This is a genomic window from Ralstonia sp. PBBBR1, assembly GCF_002256165.1.
In the GTDB taxonomy this organism is placed as follows: domain Bacteria; phylum Pseudomonadota; class Gammaproteobacteria; order Burkholderiales; family Burkholderiaceae; genus Ralstonia; species Ralstonia thomasii.
In genome coordinates, this window is the sequence record NZ_NKIL01000002.1 from 671,018 (window position 1) to 692,552 (window position 21,535).

24 protein-coding genes are annotated in these 21,535 nt (G+C 61.8%); 2 read left to right on the forward strand and 22 right to left on the reverse strand.

Going from position 1 to position 21,535, the window contains the following annotated elements; genetic code table 11:
- Window positions 1-25: 25 nt before the first annotated feature.
- From era to CFE42_RS03280, 18 genes are all read right to left on the reverse strand, one after another.
- On the reverse strand, window positions 26-964 hold the full coding sequence (gene era, locus CFE42_RS03195) for a GTPase Era (RefSeq protein WP_004635627.1): 939 nt from the start codon (window positions 962-964) through the stop codon (window positions 26-28).
- Between the two features lie 8 nt (window positions 965-972).
- A complete protein-coding gene (gene rnc, locus CFE42_RS03200; RefSeq protein WP_004635630.1) occupies window positions 973-1,743 on the reverse strand; it encodes a ribonuclease III in 771 nt (256 codons plus the stop codon).
- Between the two features lies 1 nt (window position 1,744).
- The gene (locus tag CFE42_RS03205; protein WP_004635632.1) at window positions 1,745-2,113 is read right to left on the reverse strand and encodes a DUF4845 domain-containing protein; all 369 of its coding nucleotides are present in this window, start codon (window positions 2,111-2,113) and stop codon (window positions 1,745-1,747) included.
- Window positions 2,114-2,175: 62 nt separating this feature from the next.
- Window positions 2,176-3,069, reverse strand: a complete 894-nt coding sequence (gene lepB / locus CFE42_RS03210) for a signal peptidase I (RefSeq protein WP_004635634.1) — start codon at window positions 3,067-3,069, stop codon at window positions 2,176-2,178.
- Between the two features lie 30 nt (window positions 3,070-3,099).
- Window positions 3,100-4,899: a translation elongation factor 4 gene (gene lepA / locus CFE42_RS03215; protein WP_037044919.1), complete on the reverse strand. Its 1,800-nt coding sequence runs from the start codon at window positions 4,897-4,899 to the stop codon at window positions 3,100-3,102.
- 217 nt (window positions 4,900-5,116) lie between these two features.
- The gene (locus CFE42_RS03220) at window positions 5,117-5,392 is read right to left on the reverse strand and encodes a glutaredoxin family protein (protein WP_004635638.1); all 276 of its coding nucleotides are present in this window, start codon (window positions 5,390-5,392) and stop codon (window positions 5,117-5,119) included.
- Window positions 5,389-6,900 carry a DegQ family serine endoprotease gene (locus CFE42_RS03225; protein WP_004635640.1) on the reverse strand — a complete coding sequence of 504 codons (1,512 nt, stop codon included), beginning with the start codon at window positions 6,898-6,900 and terminating at the stop codon, window positions 5,389-5,391. Before CFE42_RS03225 ends, CFE42_RS03220 begins: the two co-directional genes overlap by 4 nt.
- Before the next feature lie 83 nt (window positions 6,901-6,983).
- Complete coding sequence (locus tag CFE42_RS03230) at window positions 6,984-8,081, reverse strand: MucB/RseB C-terminal domain-containing protein (RefSeq protein ID WP_037044927.1); 1,098 nt, start codon at window positions 8,079-8,081, stop codon at window positions 6,984-6,986.
- Between the two features lie 11 nt (window positions 8,082-8,092).
- Window positions 8,093-8,725 carry an RseA family anti-sigma factor gene (locus tag CFE42_RS03235; protein ID WP_004635644.1) on the reverse strand — a complete coding sequence of 211 codons (633 nt, stop codon included), beginning with the start codon at window positions 8,723-8,725 and terminating at the stop codon, window positions 8,093-8,095.
- 107 nt (window positions 8,726-8,832) lie between these two features.
- Complete coding sequence (gene rpoE / locus CFE42_RS03240) at window positions 8,833-9,432, reverse strand: RNA polymerase sigma factor RpoE (protein WP_004635646.1); 600 nt, start codon at window positions 9,430-9,432, stop codon at window positions 8,833-8,835.
- Between the two features lie 600 nt (window positions 9,433-10,032).
- Entirely contained in the window at window positions 10,033-11,265 is a 1,233-nt protein-coding gene (gene fabF / locus CFE42_RS03245) for a beta-ketoacyl-ACP synthase II (RefSeq protein ID WP_004635648.1), read from the reverse strand.
- 113 nt (window positions 11,266-11,378) lie between these two features.
- Complete coding sequence (gene acpP, locus CFE42_RS03250) at window positions 11,379-11,618, reverse strand: acyl carrier protein (RefSeq protein ID WP_004635650.1); 240 nt, start codon at window positions 11,616-11,618, stop codon at window positions 11,379-11,381.
- A gap of 186 nt (window positions 11,619-11,804) precedes the next feature.
- Entirely contained in the window at window positions 11,805-12,554 is a 750-nt protein-coding gene (gene fabG / locus CFE42_RS03255) for a 3-oxoacyl-ACP reductase FabG (protein ID WP_004635651.1), read from the reverse strand.
- Between the two features lie 14 nt (window positions 12,555-12,568).
- Entirely contained in the window at window positions 12,569-13,498 is a 930-nt protein-coding gene (gene fabD, locus CFE42_RS03260) for an ACP S-malonyltransferase (RefSeq protein WP_004635653.1), read from the reverse strand.
- A 32-nt stretch (window positions 13,499-13,530) separates the two neighbouring features.
- Window positions 13,531-14,511, reverse strand: coding sequence for a beta-ketoacyl-ACP synthase III (locus CFE42_RS03265; RefSeq protein WP_004635655.1), 981 nt, complete (start codon window positions 14,509-14,511; stop codon window positions 13,531-13,533).
- A 37-nt stretch (window positions 14,512-14,548) separates the two neighbouring features.
- Window positions 14,549-15,610 (reverse strand): phosphate acyltransferase PlsX, encoded by a 1,062-nt coding sequence (gene plsX / locus CFE42_RS03270; protein ID WP_004635657.1) that lies wholly within the window; start codon window positions 15,608-15,610, stop codon window positions 14,549-14,551.
- 190 nt (window positions 15,611-15,800) lie between these two features.
- Window positions 15,801-15,980: a 50S ribosomal protein L32 gene (gene rpmF, locus CFE42_RS03275; protein ID WP_003268823.1), complete on the reverse strand. Its 180-nt coding sequence runs from the start codon at window positions 15,978-15,980 to the stop codon at window positions 15,801-15,803.
- 115 nt (window positions 15,981-16,095) lie between these two features.
- A complete protein-coding gene (locus CFE42_RS03280) occupies window positions 16,096-16,632 on the reverse strand; it encodes a YceD family protein (protein WP_004635660.1) in 537 nt (178 codons plus the stop codon).
- Window positions 16,633-16,825: 193 nt separating this feature from the next.
- Between CFE42_RS03280 and CFE42_RS03285 the strand changes: the two genes are divergently transcribed.
- The gene (locus CFE42_RS03285) at window positions 16,826-17,422 is read left to right on the forward strand and encodes a Maf-like protein (RefSeq protein WP_004635662.1); all 597 of its coding nucleotides are present in this window, start codon (window positions 16,826-16,828) and stop codon (window positions 17,420-17,422) included.
- A 3-nt stretch (window positions 17,423-17,425) separates the two neighbouring features.
- Window positions 17,426-18,157 (forward strand): SAM-dependent methyltransferase, encoded by a 732-nt coding sequence (locus tag CFE42_RS03290; protein ID WP_004635664.1) that lies wholly within the window; start codon window positions 17,426-17,428, stop codon window positions 18,155-18,157.
- Window positions 18,158-18,173: 16 nt separating this feature from the next.
- Here the strand turns inward: CFE42_RS03290 and CFE42_RS03295 are convergent, their stop codons facing one another.
- The 4 genes from CFE42_RS03295 to CFE42_RS03310 are packed head-to-tail and all read right to left on the reverse strand — an operon-like array spanning window position 18,174 to window position 21,375.
- Window positions 18,174-19,268, reverse strand: a complete 1,095-nt coding sequence (locus CFE42_RS03295) for a S49 family peptidase (RefSeq protein ID WP_004635669.1) — start codon at window positions 19,266-19,268, stop codon at window positions 18,174-18,176.
- Window positions 19,269-19,306: 38 nt separating this feature from the next.
- A complete protein-coding gene (locus tag CFE42_RS03300) occupies window positions 19,307-19,708 on the reverse strand; it encodes a Rieske (2Fe-2S) protein (RefSeq protein WP_004635671.1) in 402 nt (133 codons plus the stop codon).
- Window positions 19,701-20,360 (reverse strand): HAD-IA family hydrolase, encoded by a 660-nt coding sequence (locus tag CFE42_RS03305; protein WP_004635673.1) that lies wholly within the window; start codon window positions 20,358-20,360, stop codon window positions 19,701-19,703. Before CFE42_RS03305 ends, CFE42_RS03300 begins: the two co-directional genes overlap by 8 nt.
- Window positions 20,341-21,375, reverse strand: coding sequence for an RluA family pseudouridine synthase (locus CFE42_RS03310; RefSeq protein WP_004635675.1), 1,035 nt, complete (start codon window positions 21,373-21,375; stop codon window positions 20,341-20,343). Before CFE42_RS03310 ends, CFE42_RS03305 begins: the two co-directional genes overlap by 20 nt.
- Window positions 21,376-21,535: the final 160 nt, after the last annotated feature.

Sequence of the window (21,535 nt, forward strand, 5' to 3'; positions counted from 1 at the left end):
TGTGTAGAGTGGCCCGGCTATGTGGTTATTCGTAGCCGTAGGCGCGCAGGCCGGCTTCGTTGTCGGCCCAACCGCTCTTGACCTTGATCCAAACCTCCAGATACACCTTGCCGTCGAACAGCTTTTCCATGTCCATGCGGGCTTCGGTGGAGATCTGCTTGAGCTTGGCGCCCTTCGCACCGATGATCATCGCCTTGTGGGCATCGCGATCGACCAGAATGGTCACGAACACGCGGCGCAGGCGACCTTCGGTTTCGAATTTGTCGACGATGACGGTGCTGGAATACGGTAACTCGTCGCCAGTCCAGCGGAAGACCTTCTCACGAACAATTTCGGCGGCCAGGAAGCGCTCGCTGCGATCGGTCAGCGCTTCCGGGTCGTACATCGGTTCGCCTTCCGGCAGGTACGGGCGCACGATGCCGAGCAAGCGGTCGATGTCGTCGCGATTCTTGGCCGACATCGGCACGATTTCGGCAAACGGAAACACCTGTGCCATGTCCTGCAGGAACACGGCGACCATCTCGGCGCGCGTGTACGCATCGAGCCGGTCGACCTTATTGACGATCAGGATCACGGGCGTCTCGCGCGGCAGCAGCGAGAGCACCTTCTCGTCGTCCGGGCCATAGCGGCCGGCTTCGACCACGAACAACACGGCATCCACCGACGTGAGCGTGGACGTGACCGCGCGGTTCAGCGACCGGTTCAGCGCGGTGGCGTGACGCGTCTGGAAGCCCGGCGTATCGACGAAGACGAACTGCGCGTCATCCGTCGTCTGAATGCCGGTGATGCGGTGGCGCGTGGTCTGCGCCTTGCGCGATGTGATGCTGACTTTCTGGCCCACGAGGGCGTTCATCAGCGTGGATTTGCCGACGTTCGGCCGCCCAACAATGGCGACCATGCCGCAGCGGAACCCCTCCGGCACGCCAGATTCTGGCTGCGGAGGCTGCAATGGGGTGTCGCTCATTTACCTGATTATTCCTTCAACCTGAGAGACAACTGCGGATCGGGCGGCGTGGCCTGCTTGCGCGTCTTGCCGGTGCGCTCGGCGCGGCTGCGCTTGACGAGCTGCGGCACCAGGCGATGCGCTTCATCCAGGGCCAGCTTGGCCGCCGATTGTTCGGCCGCGCGCCGCGATGCCCCGCTGCCGGAGACGCGAATCTCCAGCTTGGGAATCGAGCACTCGACCTCGAATTGCTGATTATGCGCCGCGCCGTGGGTGGCCACCACCGTGTACAGCGGCAACGCGATCTTGTGACCTTGGAGGTACTCCTGCAACAGCGTCTTGGCGTCCTTGCCGAGCGTGCGCGGGTCCACCTGCTCGAGGATGGGGATGTACAGCTTGCGAATCAGCGTGCGGGCTGCATCGAAGCCACCGTCGAGAAACACCGCCCCGAAAATCGCTTCCAGCGCATCGGCCAGGATAGATGGGCGGCGGAAACCGCCGCTTTTCAACTCGCCTTCGCCCAAACGCAGGGCATCGGGCAACTGCAGCATCTGCGCGATCTCGTACAGCGCCTGTTGCTTGACCAGATTGGCCCGCACGCGCGACAGATCGCCCTCATCCAGCTTGCCGAACATGCCGTAGAGCATGTCGGCGACGGCGCAATTCAGGATCGAATCGCCAAGAAATTCCAGGCGCTCGTTATGCATCGCGCTGTGGCTGCGATGGGTGAGCGCCTGCTGCAGCAACTCCGGTTTGCTGAAGCGGTAGCCAAGACGTTGCTGTAGCGCATCCAAACTCATGTCAACGCTGGGTCCCCGAATAGGTGATCACCAGACCGAAGGGGCCATACAACGGGATCTCGCGCTTGTACGAGAAACGCACCGCCTGGATGGAGCCACCGCCGTCCAGCACTTCCAGATCTTCACCCTTGATCGAAGTGATGTCATCGATCGCGGCTTGCTTGTCAAAGGCGCTGGCCACCTCTTCGCGCGTGCTCGCACGCTCGCGCGCCTGCTTAACGGCACGTGTGATGGCCTGGTATTCCATCAGGCTCGGCACAGACCGAATGGCCGGCAGCACAAACGTAATCAGCACGATGATGCCGATCAGCATGCCAAACATCGTAATCCCGCGCGACGGGCGTTTCAGACCGGCCTGACGAATCCGCATTGCATTTCCCCCGTTTTGCAATTGCCGAGTTTCAATAAGAGATTTTTGCTTCACTTACGGGATCAATGGAAACCACCGATCCGCTTCAGGTCACCCAGGTTCATCCAGATGAAGAACGCTTTCCCGACGATGTTCTTGTCCGGCACGAAGCCCCAATAGCGGGAGTCCGCGCTGTTGTCACGATTATCGCCCATCATAAAATAGTGACCTGCAGGTACCTTGCAGGTGAAGCCGGTCTGATTGTAAGTGCAGTTTTCGCGGAACGGAAAATCATCCGGACCGGAGACATAAGCCGGGCGGTCGGCATCGTTCAGGATGTTGTGCGTCACGTTCCCCAGCGTCTCCTGGTACTGCTTCGAGTACGTCAGGCGCTCGCCATCAAGGTAATCGGACTGCGGCGCGTAGGTTGCCGGCTGGCCGTTCACGGTCAGGCGCTTGTTGTCATACTTCACCACGTCGCCGGGCACGCCGATCACGCGCTTGATGTAGTCCATCGACTCGTCTTTCGGATAGCGAAAGACCATCACGTCGCCACGTTGCGGTTGATTGAGTTCGACGATCTTCTTGTTCACGATCGGCAAACGAATGCCATACGTGTACTTGTTGACCAGGATGAAATCGCCGATCTGCAGCGTCGGAATCATCGATCCCGACGGAATCTTGAACGGCTCGATCACGAACGAGCGCAGCAGGAACACCGCGGCGATCACCGGGAAGAAGCTGGCGGTGTACTCGAGCCACCACGGCTGGCGCAACTTGTCTTCAGCCAGTTGCAAACGCGCGGCACCGATGTCGCCGCCACCGCCGTACTGCGCCTGCACCTGCGCGCGAGCGTCGAATTCAGCCAGCGCCGTGGCCGCAGCCGCCTGACGCTGGCGCTGGAACACGAGCTTGTCAGCCACCCACGCGATACCAGTGAGGACGACGAGAACAAACAGAATCAGGGCGAAGTTCATGGATGAGAGATCGTCCGAGCGATGTCTGGATTATTTTTCTTCGACGCGCAGGATGGCCAGGAAGGCCTCTTGCGGAATTTCAACGGTACCCACCTGCTTCATGCGCTTCTTGCCCTCTTTCTGCTTTTCGAGGAGCTTCTTCTTGCGCGAGATATCACCGCCGTAGCACTTGGCCAGCACGTTCTTGCGCAGCGCCTTGACGTTCTCGCGGGCAATCACGTTGGCGCCAATGGCAGCCTGGATCGCCACGTCGTACATCTGGCGCGGAATGATCTCTCGCATCTTGGCGGCCACTTCACGGCCACGGTACGTGCTGTTCGAACGGTGGACGATGATGGACAGCGCATCGACCTTGTCGCCGTTGATAAGGATGTCGACCTTGACCACGTCCGACACGCGGTATTCCTTGAACTCGTAGTCCATCGACGCATAACCGCGCGAGACGGATTTCAGCCGATCAAAGAAGTCCAGCACAATCTCGCCCATCGGGATTTCGTACGTCAACTGGACTTGGCGGCCGTGGTAGCTCATGTTGATCTGCGAGCCGCGCTTCTGCTCGCACAGCGTGATCACGGCGCCCACATAATCCTGCGGCATGTATAGATTGACCGTGACGATCGGCTCGAGAATCGCCTCGATCTTGCTCGGGTCCGCCGGCATCTTGGCGGGGTTCTCCACCTGCACCATCGTGCCGTCGCGCAGTTGCACCTGATAGACCACCGTCGGCGCAGTGGTGATCAGGTCCATGTCGAACTCGCGCTCCAGGCGCTCCTGCACGATCTCCATGTGCAGCAGACCCAGGAAGCCGCAGCGGAAGCCGAAGCCCAGCGCCTGCGACACTTCCGGCTCGTATTGCAGCGACGCGTCATTGAGCTTGAGCTTTTCGAGCGATTCACGCAGCGCTTCGTACTGATTGGCTTCCACCGGATACAGACCGGCAAACACCTGCGGCTTGACCTCCTTGAAGCCCGGCAGCGGCGCTTCGGCCTTGCGGGGCGCGACGTGGGTGATGGTGTCACCCACCTTGGCGGCCTTCAGCTCCTTGATGCCGGCGATGACGAAGCCGACCTGCCCTGCCGACAACGACTCACGCGGCACCGACTTCGGCGAGAACACGCCCACCTGTTCCACCAAGTGCTGCGCACCGGTCGCCATCAGCAGGACTTTGTCCTTGGCGCGCAGGGTACCGTTCACTACGCGCACCAGCATCACCACGCCGACGTAGTTGTCGAACCACGAGTCGATGATCAGCGCTTGCAGCGGCGCCGCCGGGTCGCCCTTCGGCGCCGGTACTTTGGCGATCAGCGCTTCCAGCACGTCGGCCACGCCCTCGCCGGTCTTGGCGGAGCAGCGCGTCGCGTCGGCAGCGTCGATGCCGATGACGTCTTCGATTTCCTGAATCGCGTTGTCCGGATCGGCCGCAGGCAAGTCAATCTTGTTGAGCACCGGCACCACTTCCACGCCCAGCTCAATGGCGGTGTAACAGTTGGCGACGGTTTGCGCTTCCACACCCTGGGAAGCATCGACCACCAGCAGAGCGCCTTCGCACGCGGACAGCGAGCGGCTGACTTCGTAGCTGAAGTCGACGTGCCCCGGGGTGTCGATCAGGTTGAGGTTATAGACCTTGCCATCCCGCGCCTTGTAGGACAACGCGGCGGTCTGCGCCTTGATCGTGATACCGCGCTCCTTCTCGATGTCCATCGAGTCCAGCACCTGGGCTTCCATCTCGCGGTCGGAGAGCCCGCCACACAACTGGATGATGCGATCGGCCAGCGTCGATTTGCCGTGGTCGATGTGGGCGATGATCGAGAAATTACGGATATTGTCCATCGAATGCGTCGAAAAGCGCCCATCCCGGGCGCGTCTGCCGGGCGCGCGAGGCGGGTCCGGCATGGCCGGCGCGCGTTGGCGGCGTCGGCGGGAGGTATTGGGTTCAAAGCCGAAGTTGCAGCACAACAATCGTGCAGTGCAAAAATCGGCGCTAACAGGCGATTTTACCGGATTTCAGAGGGCTCCCCGCGCCTCTTTTTGCGGCAGCGGCGTCGCGTCAGTTGTGCACAGTCTGCGCTGCGAGCCACGCCTGCACGGCCGGCACATCGAGAAAGTAGTGGCACAGCTCACGCGCATCTTCCGGTGAGGTTTCCGGAGCGCCCGTCATCAGCACCGGCACCAACTCGTCAAACCGCGCTTCCAGCGCCGGATCGCTGTCGACGTCCACTTCGTGCAGCACAAAAGAAAAACCGCGCCGGAGCAACTCCAGCGCGTTCTTCATGTCCTCGCACAAATGGCAGTACGTGCGGCCGTAGAGCGTCAGTTGGATCACTGACCACCACCCGAACGGGCGGCGCTCGGGCGCAGCGTCACCACCTGGGTGGCATCGCCACGGCGGACGAACACCGCAACCATGCGGTTCTTATCAAGCTTGGCAACCACCTCGTTGAACTGTTTTGCGTTGGTGACATCGGTATCACCGACACGCAGGATCAGGTCGCCCGGTCGAATGCCGACACGCGCCGCCGGCCCTTCAGAGACCTGCACTTCAACGCCACTCTTGGTCTTGAACTCGCGACGCGCGCCGTCGGACAAGTCAGCCACCACGAGCCCCAGCGCGTTCGGCTTGCCCGGGCCCTGCTGGCTGTTATCGGGCTGCGCGCCCTTGGTACGCTGCGCCACCTTCGTGTCGGCCTGCAACTCGGCGACCGTCACGGCCAGATCGCGCGTTGCGCCCTTGCGCCAGACCTGCACGGTGGCGCGCGTTCCCGGCTTGGTCTCGCCAACCTGGCGCTGCAAGTCACCCGCCTTCTCGACATCGCGGCCGTTGTACTTCAAGACGATGTCACCGGCCTCGATGCCTGCCTTGTCCGCCGGACCGCCCGATTCGACATTGCCGACATAGGCGCCACGCGCACGGCCCAGACCCAGCGACTCCGCTGCATCCTTCGGCACGTTGTCGATTGCCACACCGATGCGGCCGCGTGTCACGCGTCCCGTCGCCTTCAACTGCTCAGCCACTCGCATCGCCTCGTCGATCGGGATCGAGAACGAGATGCCCATGTAGCCGCCGCTTTGGCTGTAGATCTGGTTGTTGATGCCGATCACCTCGCCGCGCAGGTTGATCAGCGGGCCGCCCGAGTTGCCTGGGTTGACGGCCACGTCGGATTGAATGAACGGCAGATAGTCGCCTGTATCGCGCCCCTTGGCCGACACAATGCCCGCCGTAACCGTATTGTCCAGGCCAAACGGAGAACCGATCGCGAGCACCCACTCGCCCACGCGCACCTTGTCGGAATCGCCCAGCTTCAGGCTCGGCAGAGCACTCGCTTCGACCTTGACGAGGGCCACATCGGTGCGTTTGTCCAGGCCGATCAGCTTGGCTTTGTACTCGCGTTTGTCGATCAGCGTGACGTAGATGGTTTCCGCGCCTTCCACCACATGCGCGTTGGTCAGGATGTAGCCGTCGCCCGAGATGATGAAGCCGGAACCAACGCCGCGGCTCTGTTCCTCTTCCTGTTGCGGCGGCGCGTTGCGGCGCTTCTGGCCCTGCCCGGGCATGCCCGGCATCGGTACACCGAAGAAGCGGCGGAAAAATTCAGCCATGTCGTCATCATTCGGACCACCCTGCTGCATACGGACCTTTTCGGTCGTGCGGATGTTGACGACGGCGGGGCTCACCTTCTCGACCAGATCGGCAAAATCGGGCAGGCCATACGTGGCCGTGGCCACGCTGCCCGTGGCATTCTGCGCGTGGGCCGGCACCAGCGCGCTCCCAACCGCCACAGCAGCGGCAACGCATAGCAGACGCAAGGCGTAAATGGATCGAGCGGTACACATGAAAGCTCCCCGGAACAAGGACAGATAGAGAAATGGCACTGCGCAGCAACGCCGCGCACCCAAGACAGATGCCAGCTCTGCGGCTACTGCGGCGCGCTGGCCGGCCTGTTGGTTGCGTTGGCAGACACCGGCTTGTAGTCGACCGCTGCGCCAAACTGCTTGATGGTTGCAAACGGGACTTCGCCTACGATCGTCAACCAGAAATCGGCAACACGTCGCACCATCACATGTGTAGCGCCTTGCGAGATGAAGCCTTCGCGGCGGGTGCGCTTTTCCGATACCGGCTCGATAAAGAGCGACAGCCCTGCCAACCCGTCACTAAACACGACCTGCTGGACCTCGAAGCCGGAACTGCTCTTGCCGGCCGGCGCAATATCGCCCAGCGGACGGCGCACCTCGCGGATCTTCTGGAAGCCCTTGACGGGGTTGCCGATCGTCCAGCCTTGCTCGGCCAGATTGGTCGGCTGCGTCACGATCTCGTATTGATTCCACCCGTTCAGGTTCTTGAACGCAGCGACGATCCTCTGTTTCTCCGACGGCACACCCAACTCGACTTGCGAGAAGGCAACCTGTTCAAGCACCTTGCCATCTTCACCGATGGTCTGGGCGCGCATCAGCAAACCACTGTTGCGCTCCGCCCAGATGCGGTAGGCGTAGCGGTAGCCGTCCTTCGGATCAAGCTGGAAGACTTCGCAATCCATGCCCGCGACGCGCTCGGTCGGCAGGTGCCGCATGTCGTACTGGTCGAGCACATCGCCATTGGTGGTGGCGAGCAGCGCGGGGAAGCTGTCCTTGTGTTCCTGCTTCTCTGTCACCACGAGTTTGACGTCGTAAATCAGGTTCCGCACGACGTCATTCTGGCGCAGCGTTTCGCGCTGCTTGCCGTCCAGCGCTTCGACGCGCTCGTACTCGTTATTGAAAAGATCAGCGTAATGCTGAATGCGGGTGGAGTGCATGCCGGTGCCACGCTGATACGTGAGCGTGCCGACATAGTTCTGCTTGAGCGCCGCGCGATGGATTTTCGCCAGCCAGGAGGCAGCCTCCTTGCGCGGCATGGGATCAGGCTGTGGCTGAGCAGCTGTCGCCAGCGCCGAAACACACAGAAGAAGAAAAACCGACCGACGAACGGCCTGCAGCTTGCGGGCGCCTGCCCCGGCAACGGGGTGCCACACCTTCGACATGGATGCCCGCATTATTCCTGATTGGAGTCCTGGGTGTTCGCCACCCCATTGGCCACTGCGCGCAGATACGGAACTACCATCCCGTTGGTCGCAGATTGCCTGTGGGCGCTCAGGTATTCGTCCAGCCGGGCGTCGCGGATCATCGGCGTATTGTCAGCTGCCGCCACAGTTAGCGCCTGCGCGCCGGCACCTTGCGTCGCCTTGGCGACCAGTGCGGGAGAGCCTTCCGCACCATCCGCAGGACCGCGCAGTTGCGGAACGACGACCCAGCTAACGGCCGCCACTGCCGCCGCCACTGCGGTTGTAGGCATGATCCGTCGGACCCAAGCGGGGCTGACCAGGAAACGGTGCCTCTCTTGGGTTTTCGCACGCTGCGCTACAGCCGGTACCAGCAGATGAGGCTCGGCGTCGAGCTTGGCCGAGAACCGGCGGAGGAAATCTTCAGAGGAATGCGTGTTCAGCAGATCTTCTGACCGGAGCACGTCGCCGATCAGTTGATATTCTCGCCAATGCGCCACACCCTCGCCTTCCTTGGCGAGTTCCACGGCAGCCGGCACTTCGTGCGCCGCAACCTCACCGTCCATCAAGGCAGAGATGCGTTGTGCGAACTCCGCTTCTGCCGTTTGCAATTGAGCCTGACCCATTTCCCGACCCCAAAAACTCCAACGTCCAATCAACGATCCGAGAGAAGACTTCCCGAGGTTTCACCGTTTGCAGCCGCATGCGGCCGCCGGCTTGTCATATCGGCTGGCTACCACCGTTTGCCCTCCACTGTTCCCAGCAGGGGGCGCAATTTCTCGGCAATCGCCTCCCGCGCCCGGAAAATGCGGGATCGGACTGTGCCGATCGGGCATTCCATCGCTTCGGCGATTTCCTCATAGCTCAGACCCTCGATCTCCCGGAGTGTGATTGCGGTACGCAATTCTTCGGGCAGCGCTTCCATTGCGCGGTTGACCGTTTCGGCCACCTGCTTGGTGTGCAGCATGGAGTCCGGCGTATTGATATCCCTTAGTAGCTCACCGTCGGCAAAAGTTTCAGCCTCTTCGGTATCGATGTCGCTGGACGATTCCGGGCGCCGGCCCTGAGTCGCCAGGTAATTCTTGGCCGTGTTGACGGCGATGCGATACAGCCACGTATAGAACGCGGATTCCCCCCGGAACTGGGGCAACGCACGGTAGGCCTTGATAAAGGCATCCTGTGCCACATCCTCGACTTCGGCCGGGTCACGGATCAGGCGCGAGACGAGCCGAATGATCTTCCGATGGTACTTGACCACCAGCAGTTCAAACGCTCGCTTGTCGCCTTGCTGGACGCGCTCGACGAGGATCTGGTCGGCTTCGCGTTCGCTCACGGATTCTTCACCTGCAGTGTATCGCCTTGAATTTTTGTGACTTGGAAACGTTGTATTTTACCTACGACACACCGGACGCCTGGGAAACCACCCGCGGCGGCCCCAGGCGTAACAGACTTCGCATACGACGTAGCGTCCCGGCCGAATACCACGGAGGCATCAGCACAAAAATCTGCGGACACCATCCATGACGCACGACCCCAAGGATCAAGACACGCTCGCCGAGCGGCCATGACCATAGCAAAGGCGCATTTCGGACAGCTTGTGGCGCTTTCAACCGAACCTGCCAAGAGGCTTGGCCCGGTTCTCCGTCTTCTTTGAGACGAGCGCGCCACATCAGTTCCATTGCGAGCGGCGAACGATTCACTATTAAAGGAAGGCTGGCAGCCATCGCCAGCCCGCTGATGACCGCCCAGGTAGCCAACGGCAACGCGGCGCCCCACGTTTTGATCGCCCAGAACACAACTGTGCAGACAAGGGCCACCATTCCGCATCGACTGATCGCGCACAACCGCCGGTACGACGCTGGGAAAACAATATTCTGGACGACCAAGGCAACAACGAAGCCGCTCGCGCCGTGAGGCTACGAGCCGCTCCGCCTTACGGGCGCTTGAACACCAGCGTACCGTTCGTCCCACCGAAGCCGAAGTTGTTTTTCACGGCCACGTCGATCTTCATGTCACGCGCGGTGTTGGCGCAGTAATCGAGATCGCACTCGGGATCCTGGTTGAAGATGTTGATGGTCGGCGGCGATACCTGATGGTGCAGCGCCAGCACCGTGAACACCGATTCCAGCCCGCCCGCGCCGCCCAGCAAGTGTCCGGTCATGGACTTGGTGGAATTCACGACAACCTTGCTGGCATGATCGCCAAAAGCCGCCTTGATGGCTTCGGATTCGTTCTTGTCGCCCAGCGGCGTAGACGTACCGTGCGCGTTCAGATAATGGACTTGATCCGCGTTCATGCCTGCGTCGCGCAGTGCGTTCAGCATGCAACGACGCGGGCCGTCCATGTTCGGCGCTGTCATGTGGAAGGCGTCGCCGCTCATGCCGAAGCCAGCGATTTCCGCGTAGATCGTGGCACCGCGCGCCTTGGCCGACTCGTACTCTTCCAGCACCATCACGCCAGCACCTTCGCCCAGCACAAAACCGTCGCGGTCTTTGTCCCAGGGGCGCGACGCAGTGGCCGGATCCTCATTGCGCGTAGACAGCGCGCGGGCTGCGACAAAGCCGCCGATGCCCAGCGGCGACACGGTCGATTCGGCACCGCCGGCAACCATCGCGTCAGCATCGCCGGCCTGGATCAGGCGCGCAGCCAGACCAATGCTGTGCAGACCGGTCGTGCAAGCCGTGACGGCCGCCAGGTTCGGCCCCTTCAAACCGAACATGATGCTCAGATGGCCGGAGATCATGTTGATGATCGAACCCGGCACAAAGAACGGCGAAATCCGGCGCGGGCCACGATCGACGTAGGTCTGGTGCGTATCTTCGATCATCGGCAGACCGCCGATACCGGAGCCGACCAGCACACCGATGCGCTCGGCATTGGCTTCGGTCACTTCCAGCCCGCTGTCCTTCAACGCTTGCACGCCGGCAGCGATGCCATAGTGGATGAAGGTATCCATGTTGCGGGCTTCCTTCGCAGGGATGTAATCCTCTGCGTTGAAACCCTTCACCTCGCCCGCGAAATGCACGGCCAGGTTCGACGGATCGAATTTGGTGATGGTAGCGATCCCCGACTTGCCGGCGACCAGATTGGCCCACCCCTCGGCGACCGAGTTCCCTACTGGAGAGACCAGCCCCAGGCCGGTTACGACTACGCGACGACGGCTCACTATGCTTTCCTGCAACTCTGTATCAGCGACAAAGGCCACAGAAAACGCGCCACCCGGTCAAACCGGACAACCGCCCCTTCTGTGGCCCGCGATGTCAAGAGATCGATTGACGCTTACGCCTTGACGTGGGCGGTCGCGTAATCGATGGCTTGCTGCACCGTGGTGATCTTCTCGGCTTCTTCGTCCGGGATTTCCATACCGAACTCGTCTTCCAGAGCCATCACCAGCTCAACCGTATCGAGCGAATCCGCGCCCAGATCGTTCACGAACGACGATTCGTTCTTGATGTCTGCTTCGGCTACGCCGAGTTGCTCAGCAACGATCTTCTTAACGCGTGCGTCGATGTTGTCCATTTAACCCTCCAGGGAAGTATTCGACAAAAAGTGCGCGCATTCTAGCAGGTTTGCGCGGTGAAAAACCGCTCCGGAATCCATGCAAAAAATGCGCCCAACATGATGCTAAAAGCCATTTAAATCAGCGATCGCACAGGATTCTGCGCATGCGCAAAGCCCCGCACACCCGCCGCCGGGACGGCTTCCTTATCCCATGTACATGCCGCCGTTGACGTGCAGCGTCGAGCCTGTAATGTAGCCCGCCGCCGGTGACGCCAGGAAGGCAACTGCGTTGGCGATATCCTCGGGCGCGCCCAGGCGGCCCAGCGGAATCTGCGCCTTCAGCGCAGTATGTTGCTCTTCCGACAGGACCTTGGTCATGTCGGTATCGATAAAGCCCGGGGCGATGCAGTTGACCGTGATGTTACGGCTACCGATCTCTCGTGCCAGCGCGCGGGCCATACCTTCCACACCAGCCTTGGCCGCGGCGTAGTTCGCCTGACCCGGGTTGCCGGCGGAGCCCACCACCGAAGTGATGTTGATGATTCGACCGCCGCGGACCTTCATCATCGGGCGCAGTACGGCACGCGACAGGCGGAACACGGCAGAGAGGTTCGTATCGATGACCGACACCCATTCGTCGTCCTTCATGCGCATCGCCAGGTTGTCCTGGGTGATGCCGGCATTGTTGACGAGGATGTTCAGGCCACCGTACGTCTTGATGGTTTCGTCGATGACGGCCTCGCAGCGCGCGGCGTCATTCACGTTGAGCACCACGCCTGCGCCCTTTACGCCGGCTTCGGCAAAGTAAGCCGTGATGGCTTGCGCTCCGGCTTCCGACGTGGCCGTACCGACCACCGTCGCACCCTGGCGGGCCAGTTCCAGCGCGATGGCACGGCCGATGCCGCGCGAGGCACCGGTAACGAGCGCAACCTGATTATTCAATGCTTGGGTCATACGAATCCCGTTGATTATTTGAGTTGACCCAGCACGGCTTCCAGCGACGCCGGATCGAAGATCGCGTCACCGACGATCTCCCCATCGATACGCTTGACCAGACCGGCCAGCACCTTGCCCGGGCCGCATTCGACCACGCGGGTAATGCCGTCACCCTTCATCTTCTGGATGGTCTCAACCCAGCGCACCGGCGATGCTGCCTGGCGCACCAGCGCATCCTTGATGGCCGCCGGGTCGCTCACGACAGCAACGTCCACGTTATTGATGACGGGGATCACCGGGGTGGTGACGGCCACGTTGGCGAGATACTCCCGCAGACGATCCGACGCCGGCTTGAGCAGCGACGAGTGAAACGGCGCCGACACCGGCAGCGGCAGCGCGCGCTTGGCACCCTTGGCCTTGGCGATTTCGCAAGCCTTCTCGACGGCCGCCTTGGCACCGGCGATCACCACCTGGGCCGGCGCGTTGAAGTTCACGGCTTCGACGACGCCTGCGACCGAAGCTTCCGCGCATGCGGCGCGCACGTCATCGTCCGACAGGCCGAGGATCGCAGCCATACCGCCCTCGCCCACCGGCACAGCTTCCTGCATCGCCTTGGCGCGGAAACGCACCAACGGTACAGCGTCTTGGAACGCGATGGCGCCCGCGGCGACAAGCGCCGAATACTCGCCAAGGCTATGCCCAGCCACGACGGTCGGCGTCGGGCCGCCGGCAGCTTGCCATGCACGATAGACGGCAACTGCCGCCGTCAGCATGACGGGTTGCGTATTGGTCGTCAGGTTCAGCTCTTCAGCCGGGCCTTCGGCAATCAGCTTGCCGATGTCCTGGCCCAGCGCGTCGGACGCCTCGGCCAGCGTGGCGGCCACGGCCGGATGACCGGCAAACGCATTGAGCATGCCGACCGATTGCGAACCCTGGCCGGGGAAGACGAAAGCGAATGTCATGGCTCGTATTGTTCGTTCTGGAAATTCGTCAATCAGAAGCGCAGCAGCGCGGCGCCCCAGGTGAAGCCGCCGCCCACGCCCTCGAGCATCACATGCTGGCCGCGCTGGATGCGGCCGTCGCGCACAGCAACATCGAGCGCCAGGGGAATCGAGGCAGCCGACGTGTTGCCATGCTCATCGACGGTCACGATCAGGCGCTCGTTCGAGAGGCCCAACTTCTTGGTCGTGCCCTGCATGATGCGGATGTTCGCCTGGTGGGGGATCAACCAGTCGACTTGCGAGGCATCGAGTTCCGCCGCTGCCAGTGCTTCACGGGCAACCTTGTCGAGCACCGTGACGGCCAGCTTGAAGACAGCCTGACCATCCATGTACAGGAAGGCGCTGCCCTGGATTGCACCCGCGGCCACGTTGCCCGGCACGCACAGGATGTTGGCGTGGCTGCCGTCAGCATGGAGCGCAGTCGACAGGATGCCCGGCTCGTCAGAAGCCTGCAGCACCACGGCGCCAGCGCCATCGCCAAACAGCACACAAGTGGTGCGATCGCTGAAATCGATGATGCGCGAGAAGACCTCGGAGCCAATCACCAGCACGTTGCGATAGGCACCCGAGCGGATAAATTTGTCGGCGGTTGCCAGCGCGTAGACGAAGCCGGAACACACGGCCTGCACGTCGAACGCGGCGCACCCGTTGGTGATGCCGAGCTTTTGCTGCACCAGGCACGCCGTGCTCGGGAACACGAAATCCGGCGTGGACGTCGCCACCAGGATCAGGTCGAGTTCGGAGCGATCGATGCCGGCGGCTTCGATCGCGCGCTCGGCCGCCCTCACGGCGAGGTCGCTGCACGTGACATCCGGCTCGGCGAAATGACGCGCCCGAATGCCGCTGCGCGAGACGATCCATTCGTCGCTCGTCTCGATACCCTTCTCGGCCAACTGGGCCGCCAGTTCGTCATTGGTGACCCGCTTGGGCGGCAGGTAGCTGCCCGTACCGATGATCCTTGCGAAACGTGTCATGTGCGGTGGGGTGAAATCTGACTCGGAGGCGACGCGTTCAAGCAGCGTCGGCGGCCGGAGCGGAAGTGGAGACCGGCGCAGCGCCCGCTGCGTCATGGTGCGATTCGAACGCCTGCGCAATGCGGGCGATCACGCCGTTGGCCGCGGCGTCGTAGGCACGCTTGATGGCCCATTCGAACGCGTAGGCGTCGGCCGAGCCGTGACTTTTGATGACCAGCCCACGCAGACCGAGCAGCGCGGCGCCATTGTAGCGCCGATGATCAACGCGCCGTTTGAAACGCGTTAGCACCGGCAGCGCCACGACAGCGAGCAACTTGGTGAACCACGAGCGGCTGAATTCCTGGCGCAGCATCTCACCGATCATCTTGGCCAGTCCTTCGGTGCTCTTGAGCGCCACGTTGCCGACAAAGCCGTCGCAGACAACGATGTCGGTCGTGCCCTTGAAGATGTCGTTGCCTTCAACGTTGCCGAAGAAGTTGAGATCGGAGGCGCGCAGCAGCTCACCTGCCTGCTTAACGACCTCGTTGCCCTTGATGACTTCTTCGCCAATGTTGAGCAGACCGACCGTTGGACGCGGCTTCTGCTCGACCACCGACACCATCGCCGAGGCCATCTGCGCAAACTGCAGCAGGTGCTCGGGCTCGCAGTCGGCGTTGGCACCAAGATCCAGCACGGTCGTGCCGGCACCTTTCTCGTTCGGGATGGCGGTGGCAATTGCCGGGCGGTCAATGCCGTCCAGCGTCTTGAGAACGTAACGCGACACGGCCATCAACGCGCCGGTGTTGCCGGCGGAAACGCACGCCTGAGCGGCGCCTTCCTTGAGTTGATTGATGGCCACGCGCATTGAAGAATCTTTCTTCTTACGCAGCGCGACCTCGACCGGATCGTCCATCGACACCACCTCGGAGGCGGGGACGACGTGGACGCGCGGGTTCGCGGTGGCGTGAAGTCGCTTGAGCTGCGCCGCGATGGCATCGGGCTGCCCGACGAGCAGCATTTCGACGTCTTCGTGTACGGCGAGAAAATGGATCGCTGCAGGGATTGTCACGCCAACGCCGTGATCGCCACCCATGCAGTCGATGGCAAGCTTGATGGTCATGCGAGTCTGAGTTGCGGTTTCACGTGCGGCTCCGGCCGTTGGCGCGCGTATGGTACACAAACCCGTACACGCATAGCCGAATTTCACTCAACAAAAAAGCGGCAAATTGGCTTGCCGCTTTTTCGCTTGCATCATGAACCTGTGCGTTCAGACCAACCCAACACGCTTGCCAGAAAACTGGCAAAACGCATCAGTCGTTCTTGGTCTTCACAACCTTGCGGCCACGATAGTAGCCGTTCGGGCTCACGTGGTGACGCAGGTGCACTTCGCCGGTGGTCGGCTCGACAGCGATCGGGGCCGTCGTCAGGAAATCGTGCGAACGATGCATGCCGCGCTTGGACGGCGACTTCTTGTTTTGTTGAACAGCCATGACTGACTCCTAAGCAATTTAATCGATTTTATCACATCACACGGAGCCGGAGCGTAGCCATTCCGGTAGGCGTGTGAAACGTACTGCCATCAGCGCGCGCAATATCCGCGCACGCCTAATGTTTGGTCTTAAGGTTGGCCAGCACCGCGAACGGCGACGGCTTCTTTTCAGCTTCAGCCTCTTCCGGCAACATCTCATCCGGGCAGACTGCATGACGCGGCGACACCGGCAACGCCAGCAACAGCTCATCTTCGATCTGCGTGATCAGATCGAAGCTGCGCGAGCCAACGATGACATCAGCCTCATCGTCATCCAGCGGGGCGGCATCGGCATCGGCTTCCGAGCGCACGACTTCCAGACGCGCGCGCACCGGCAGAGGCTGCTCGTAAGCTTTGAGGCACCGCTGACATTGCAGCCAGATGGCGCCATCCACTTCCAGATCCACGAAGAGCCGCTGACGCGGCAACTGGCCGGCGGTGGCCTCCTCGCGCGCCACACCCTGCAGCTGCCAACGAAATTGCGTGTTGGCGTCAGCCGGGGCGTCGACGGCTTGCTCGGACAGCAGACGAGGCATATCGGTCAAATAGACCGTGCCGCTTGCCGGCTCACCCGCGCGAATGAACGCGAAAAGATCGAATGCACGAAAATCCACGAATCGAACCCACTAAACGCGTTGCTGTTGATGCGCGAACCGGATGGACCCGCCTTGCAGCGCCTGACACCTTGCGCCTGGGCGCACGGTTTGCGACACTGCGCGGCCAAACCGCGAAACGCGGGATTATAGCGGGCAGAAACCTGTGGCGTCAAAAGGTTTTGCTCAAAATCCACTGCATCTTCAAGCACTTATGACTTCTGCATCGCGTCCGCCACTGATTCTTGCCTCCAGCTCGCCATATCGGCGGGAATTGCTGGAACGCCTGCGCCTGCCGTTTGAGATCGTGGTACCGGACATTGACGAGACCCCCGCCCCGGACGAGTCGCCCGACCAGACCGCTCTGCGCCTGGCTCGGCAGAAGGCAGAGAAGGTCGCAGCAGGCCATCCCGGCGCGCTGGTAATCGGCTCCGATCAGGTCGCCACACTGGACGGCAAGCAGGTCGGCAAACCGGGCGACCACCCCCGCGCACTGGCGCAACTGCACTGGATGCGTGGACGCACCGTCACATTTCACTCCGCGCTGTGCCTGCACGATGGCCGGACAGGGCGACACCAGAGCGAGGACATCCGCACGCTGGCCACCTTCCGCGACCTTTCCGATGAGGAATTGGACGCCTATCTGCATCTGGAACACCCGTACGACGTTGCCGGGAGCGCCAAATCGGAAGGCCTGGGCATCGCCCTGCTCGAACGCGTGGAGTCGTCGGACCCGACCGCGCTGGTGGGTCTGCCGCTGATCGCGCTGACCAGCATGCTGCGCAACGTTCACTACCCCCTCTTCGCCTGAACCATGGCCGGTACGCTTTATCTCATTCCGAATACGCTGGGCTCGCGCGATGCGGCCGACCCGCTGCCTGACGTAATTCCTGCCGGCGTGCAGCAGATCACTGCGCGACTCGATTACTTTGTCGCCGAGCACGCCAAGACCGCACGCGCGTTGCTGAAAAAGCTGGCCGAGACTACGCCGCTGGCGCATCCACTGCAGGAAATCGCCATCCGCGAGCTGAACGTCAAAACGCCGGAATCGGAACTGGAAGCGCTGCTGGCGCCAGTGCTTGCCGGCCAGGACGCGGGACTGATGTCGGAAGCCGGGGTGCCGGCGGTGGCCGATCCGGGCGCAAATCTCGTGCGTCTCGCGCACCGACGTGGCGTGCGCGTAAAGCCGCTGGTGGGACCGAGTTCGATTCTGCTGGCGGTGATGGCATCCGGCTTGAACGGCCAGAGCTTTGCATTCAACGGCTATCTGCCGGTCGATGCGGCCGAGCGCAAGACAAAGCTGCGCACACTGGAACAGCTTTCACGCTCAGTCGCCCAAACGCAGGTATTCATTGAAACGCCCTACCGCAATGGCGCGTTGCTCGAAGCCATTCAGGCCGCCTGCGCGCCGAGTACGCTGCTGTCGATTGCAGTGGACCTGACACTGCCCAGCGAGCAGGTTGTCACGTTGCCCGTGAGCGACTGGCGCGCCGACCGCATGAACCTGCACAAGCGGCCGGCGATTTTCTCGCTGCTAGCGCGATAGCGCGCCTCCGCCCCTTCTACTCCTTCATCAGCAGCTTGAGCTGGCCCGTAGTGGCCAGCGCCTTGACTGCGCCCGCGCCCATCGCCGTGCCGAGCTTGCGTGCCACGCGCGAGGCGAAGTTTTCCTTGACGGTGTAGTCCACCACGTCCGGCGCCTTGATGACGCTGCGCGCGACAAGGTCCGAACTGCCGATCGCGTCGGCCAGGCCCAGATCCACCGCCTTGGCGCCCGTCCAGAACAAACCAGTGAACAGCGTGGGATCGTCCTTCAGACGGTTGCCGCGGCCCTGCTTGACCACGTCGATGAACTGCTGATGCACCTGGTCCAGCATCTCCTGCGCATACTGTTTCTGCTGGGGCGACACGGGTGAGAACGGATCGAGCATTCCCTTGTTCGAACCGGCGGTGAGCAGGCGGCGCTCCACGCCCACTTTGTCCATCAGACCAGTAAAGCCGAAGCCGTCCATCAGCACGCCGATGGAACCGACGATGCTGGCCTTGTCGACGTAAATCCTGTCAGCAGCGGCAGCCACGTAGTAACCGCCTGACGCGCACATTTCTTCCACGACGACGTACAGCGGAATCTTCTTGTATTTGGCGCGAAGACGGCGGATTTCATCGTTGATCATGCCCGCCTGCACCGGCGAGCCGCCCGGCGAATTGATCTTCAGGATCACACCGACGGTGTTGTCATCTGCAAACGCGGCCTGCAAGGATGCGTTGATGTTTTCGGCGCTGGCGTTTGTGTTCGCCGCAATTTCGCCCTCGAGCGTGACAATCGCTGTGTGGCGGCCCGTGCTGACGGTTTCGCCCTCCAAGCTGGCGAACGCATAAATAAGCACTCCGATCAGGCCCAGAGCCACGAAGCGGAAAAAGATGCGCCAGCGGCGCGCGGCGCGCTGCTCACGGACCGTTGCCATCAGTACTTTTTCGAGTACCTCACGCTCCCAGCCGCCGGCCGGCGCAGAAGCTGCCGATGCCGATGCGGGCGGGTTACGCAATTCAGCTTCAAGCGGATGATCCGCATGCTGTGTGACTTCCAGCGCTTCTGGTTTGCCTGCACCCTCGTTGGGGGCGTCGTCGGGCCCTTTCGGCGGAATCGAGTCAGTCATAGACAAGGAGAAAACGATCGAGAAGAAAAACTGCGCTACTAGGCAGAAGGTGTCGGTTCGGGCGCGGACACGGGCGCCCGGAATAGCGTATCCGGCTGCCACCAGACTGCGCCGTCGCGCTCGGCAACCTCAAGCTTGGACAAATGCGAACCCCGGCACGGCCCGCCGACGCACCGGCCAGTATCCGGCTCGTAAATGGCACCATGCGTCGCGCACATCAGATACAGACCGGAGCTTTCGAAAAACTGGCCTTCCTGCCAGTCCATTTCCATCGGCACGTGCGCGCACTGGTTCAAATAGCCATGCACCCCGCCAGCGTAACGGACGACAAACGCGCTGACGAGCCGACCGCGCACGTCCACCTGAAACCGGACACCCAGACCGCCGTCTTCCAGCGCAGCGCTTTCGCATACACGAACCGGCTCCGCCATGTCAGGCATGTTGCGTCAGCCAATTGTGCAGATCGGGAACCGACTTGGCGCTATACAGCGGCGTAAGCGAATCCAGCACATCGGCAGGATGCGCCCCGTATGTGACGGCCACGCCGGCGGCGCCTGCATTGGCGGCCATTTGCAGATCGTGCGTCGTGTCGCCGATCATCACGGTGCGCTCGACCTCCATGCCGAGATCGCGCGTGAGTTCGAGCAGCATGGCGGGGTGCGGCTTAGAGAACGTCTCATCGGCGCAACGCGTGTTGTCGAACACGCCCGTCAGATTTGTCGCCTCCATCGCACGTTGCAGGCCCACGCGGGACTTGCCCGTCGCCACAGCCAGCAGATAGTTCTGGCGGCGCAGTGCTTCCAGCATTTCTCGCACGCCCGGAAACAGGACGAGATGCGCATCACGGCTGAGGTAATGGAAACGATACCGGTCCGCCAGCTTGCCGTAGTCGGCGGGATCAAGCGTCGGGACGGCATATTCGAGCGCATCCCGCAGGCCCAGGCCAATCACGTGGCTCGCCCGTGCATCGTCGGGCACCGGCAGGTCAAGATCCCGGCATGCGAGCTGGATCGACCGGGTGATGGCCGACGTCGAATCCATCAACGTGCCATCCCAATCGAAGACGATCAAATCAAAGCGCTGCTGCGGCATCGGAATCGGGGCCCTGGAAAGCGTTGAGGAAATCGGTACACTCGGCGGGCAACGGCGCATTGAACGTGACGACTTCACCGCTATGCGGATGCGTCAGTTGTAGGCGATGCGCATGCAAGAACATCCGCGCCAGTCGCGGCGAAGCATTCGCGCGGGATAGCGCCTTGTTCAGGGCGAAGTCGCCGTACTTGTCGTCGCCCAGGATTGGAAAACCCGCGTGGGCCAAATGCACCCGGATCTGGTGCGTGCGCCCGGTCTTCAGTTCGGCCTCCAGCAACGTGTATGGGCCAAACACGCCGACCTTGTTGAAGATCGTGTGCGACGCCTGCCCATCGGCCTGCACGCGCACGCGGCGCTCGCCTTCCGGCGTGGTGTATTTGTGCAGTGGCGACTTGATGTGTTGTCGCTTGTGCGGCCAGACGCCCTTCACCGCCGCAAAGTACCGCTTGTCCAACTGGCCTTCGCGGATCTGCTCATGCAGCGCCACCAGCGCAGAGCGTTTTTTTGCAAGCAGCAGCACGCCCGACGTTTCGCGGTCGAGGCGGTGTACCAGTTCCAGGAACTTGGCGTCCGGGCGCGACTGACGCAATTGTTCAATCACCCCGAAGGCCACCCCGGAGCCGCCGTGCACGGCCACCCCGGCGGGCTTATCGATCACCAAAAGATGCGTATCTTCGTGAAGGATCGTGAATTCTGCCGCCGGCACAGGGCGGGCCGCTTCCACCTGCTGGGCAATCCGCAGCGGCGGAATACGAACCAGATCGCCGAGTTTCAGACGGTATTCCGCGTCGATGCGGCCTTTGTTGACTCGCACCTCGCCGGAACGCAGGATGCGGTAGATATGGCTCTTGGGCACGCCCTTGGCCACGCGCATCAGGAAATTGTCGATGCGCTGCCCTTCGGCGTCTTCACCGATTTCAACATAGGCGACTGACTTGCCGTCGAGCGCATCGCCGAGTGTGCCACGTCCGGCCTGTTGAATGCGGCCATCAAATGGATGGCGTAACTCATTCATTTTCAATATAATTTTCTCGCTGGACAGTCGTTTAGGCGCCAGCAACAGCCGGTCGGAACGAAACAACAGGTATTGTACACAGCCACCGTTTCGGTCCGGAACGTGCCGATCTCTCGCCCACTTGTGTTACAAAGCTAATCATGTGGCCGACTCTTCGGCA

Excerpts from the sequence above, each read along its gene's own strand:
- era (WP_004635627.1), bottom strand. The coding sequence starts at position 964 with ATGAGCGACACCCCATTGCAGCCTCCGCAGCCAGAATCTGGCGTGCCG.
- rnc (WP_004635630.1), bottom strand. The coding sequence starts at position 1,743 with ATGAGTTTGGATGCGCTACAGCAACGTCTTGGCTACCGCTTCAGCAAA.
- CFE42_RS03205 (WP_004635632.1), bottom strand. The coding sequence starts at position 2,113 with ATGCGGATTCGTCAGGCCGGTCTGAAACGCCCGTCGCGCGGGATTACG.
- lepB (WP_004635634.1), bottom strand. The coding sequence starts at position 3,069 with ATGAACTTCGCCCTGATTCTGTTTGTTCTCGTCGTCCTCACTGGTATC.
- lepA (WP_037044919.1), bottom strand. The coding sequence starts at position 4,899 with ATGGACAATATCCGTAATTTCTCGATCATCGCCCACATCGACCACGGC.
- CFE42_RS03225 (WP_004635640.1), bottom strand. The coding sequence starts at position 6,900 with ATGTGTACCGCTCGATCCATTTACGCCTTGCGTCTGCTATGCGTTGCC.
- CFE42_RS03230 (WP_037044927.1), bottom strand. The coding sequence starts at position 8,081 with ATGTCGAAGGTGTGGCACCCCGTTGCCGGGGCAGGCGCCCGCAAGCTG.
- CFE42_RS03235 (WP_004635644.1), bottom strand. The coding sequence starts at position 8,725 with ATGGGTCAGGCTCAATTGCAAACGGCAGAAGCGGAGTTCGCACAACGC.
- acpP (WP_004635650.1), bottom strand. The coding sequence starts at position 11,618 with ATGGACAACATCGACGCACGCGTTAAGAAGATCGTTGCTGAGCAACTC.
- fabG (WP_004635651.1), bottom strand. The coding sequence starts at position 12,554 with ATGACCCAAGCATTGAATAATCAGGTTGCGCTCGTTACCGGTGCCTCG.
- fabD (WP_004635653.1), bottom strand. The coding sequence starts at position 13,498 with ATGACATTCGCTTTCGTCTTCCCCGGCCAGGGTTCGCAATCGGTCGGC.
- CFE42_RS03265 (WP_004635655.1), bottom strand. The coding sequence starts at position 14,511 with ATGACACGTTTCGCAAGGATCATCGGTACGGGCAGCTACCTGCCGCCC.
- plsX (WP_004635657.1), bottom strand. The coding sequence starts at position 15,610 with ATGACCATCAAGCTTGCCATCGACTGCATGGGTGGCGATCACGGCGTT.
- rpmF (WP_003268823.1), bottom strand. The coding sequence starts at position 15,980 with ATGGCTGTTCAACAAAACAAGAAGTCGCCGTCCAAGCGCGGCATGCAT.
- CFE42_RS03285 (WP_004635662.1), top strand. The coding sequence starts at position 16,826 with ATGACTTCTGCATCGCGTCCGCCACTGATTCTTGCCTCCAGCTCGCCA.
- CFE42_RS03290 (WP_004635664.1), top strand. The coding sequence starts at position 17,426 with ATGGCCGGTACGCTTTATCTCATTCCGAATACGCTGGGCTCGCGCGAT.
- CFE42_RS03295 (WP_004635669.1), bottom strand. The coding sequence starts at position 19,268 with ATGACTGACTCGATTCCGCCGAAAGGGCCCGACGACGCCCCCAACGAG.
- CFE42_RS03300 (WP_004635671.1), bottom strand. The coding sequence starts at position 19,708 with ATGCCTGACATGGCGGAGCCGGTTCGTGTATGCGAAAGCGCTGCGCTG.
- CFE42_RS03305 (WP_004635673.1), bottom strand. The coding sequence starts at position 20,360 with ATGCCGCAGCAGCGCTTTGATTTGATCGTCTTCGATTGGGATGGCACG.
- CFE42_RS03310 (WP_004635675.1), bottom strand. The coding sequence starts at position 21,375 with ATGAATGAGTTACGCCATCCATTTGATGGCCGCATTCAACAGGCCGGA.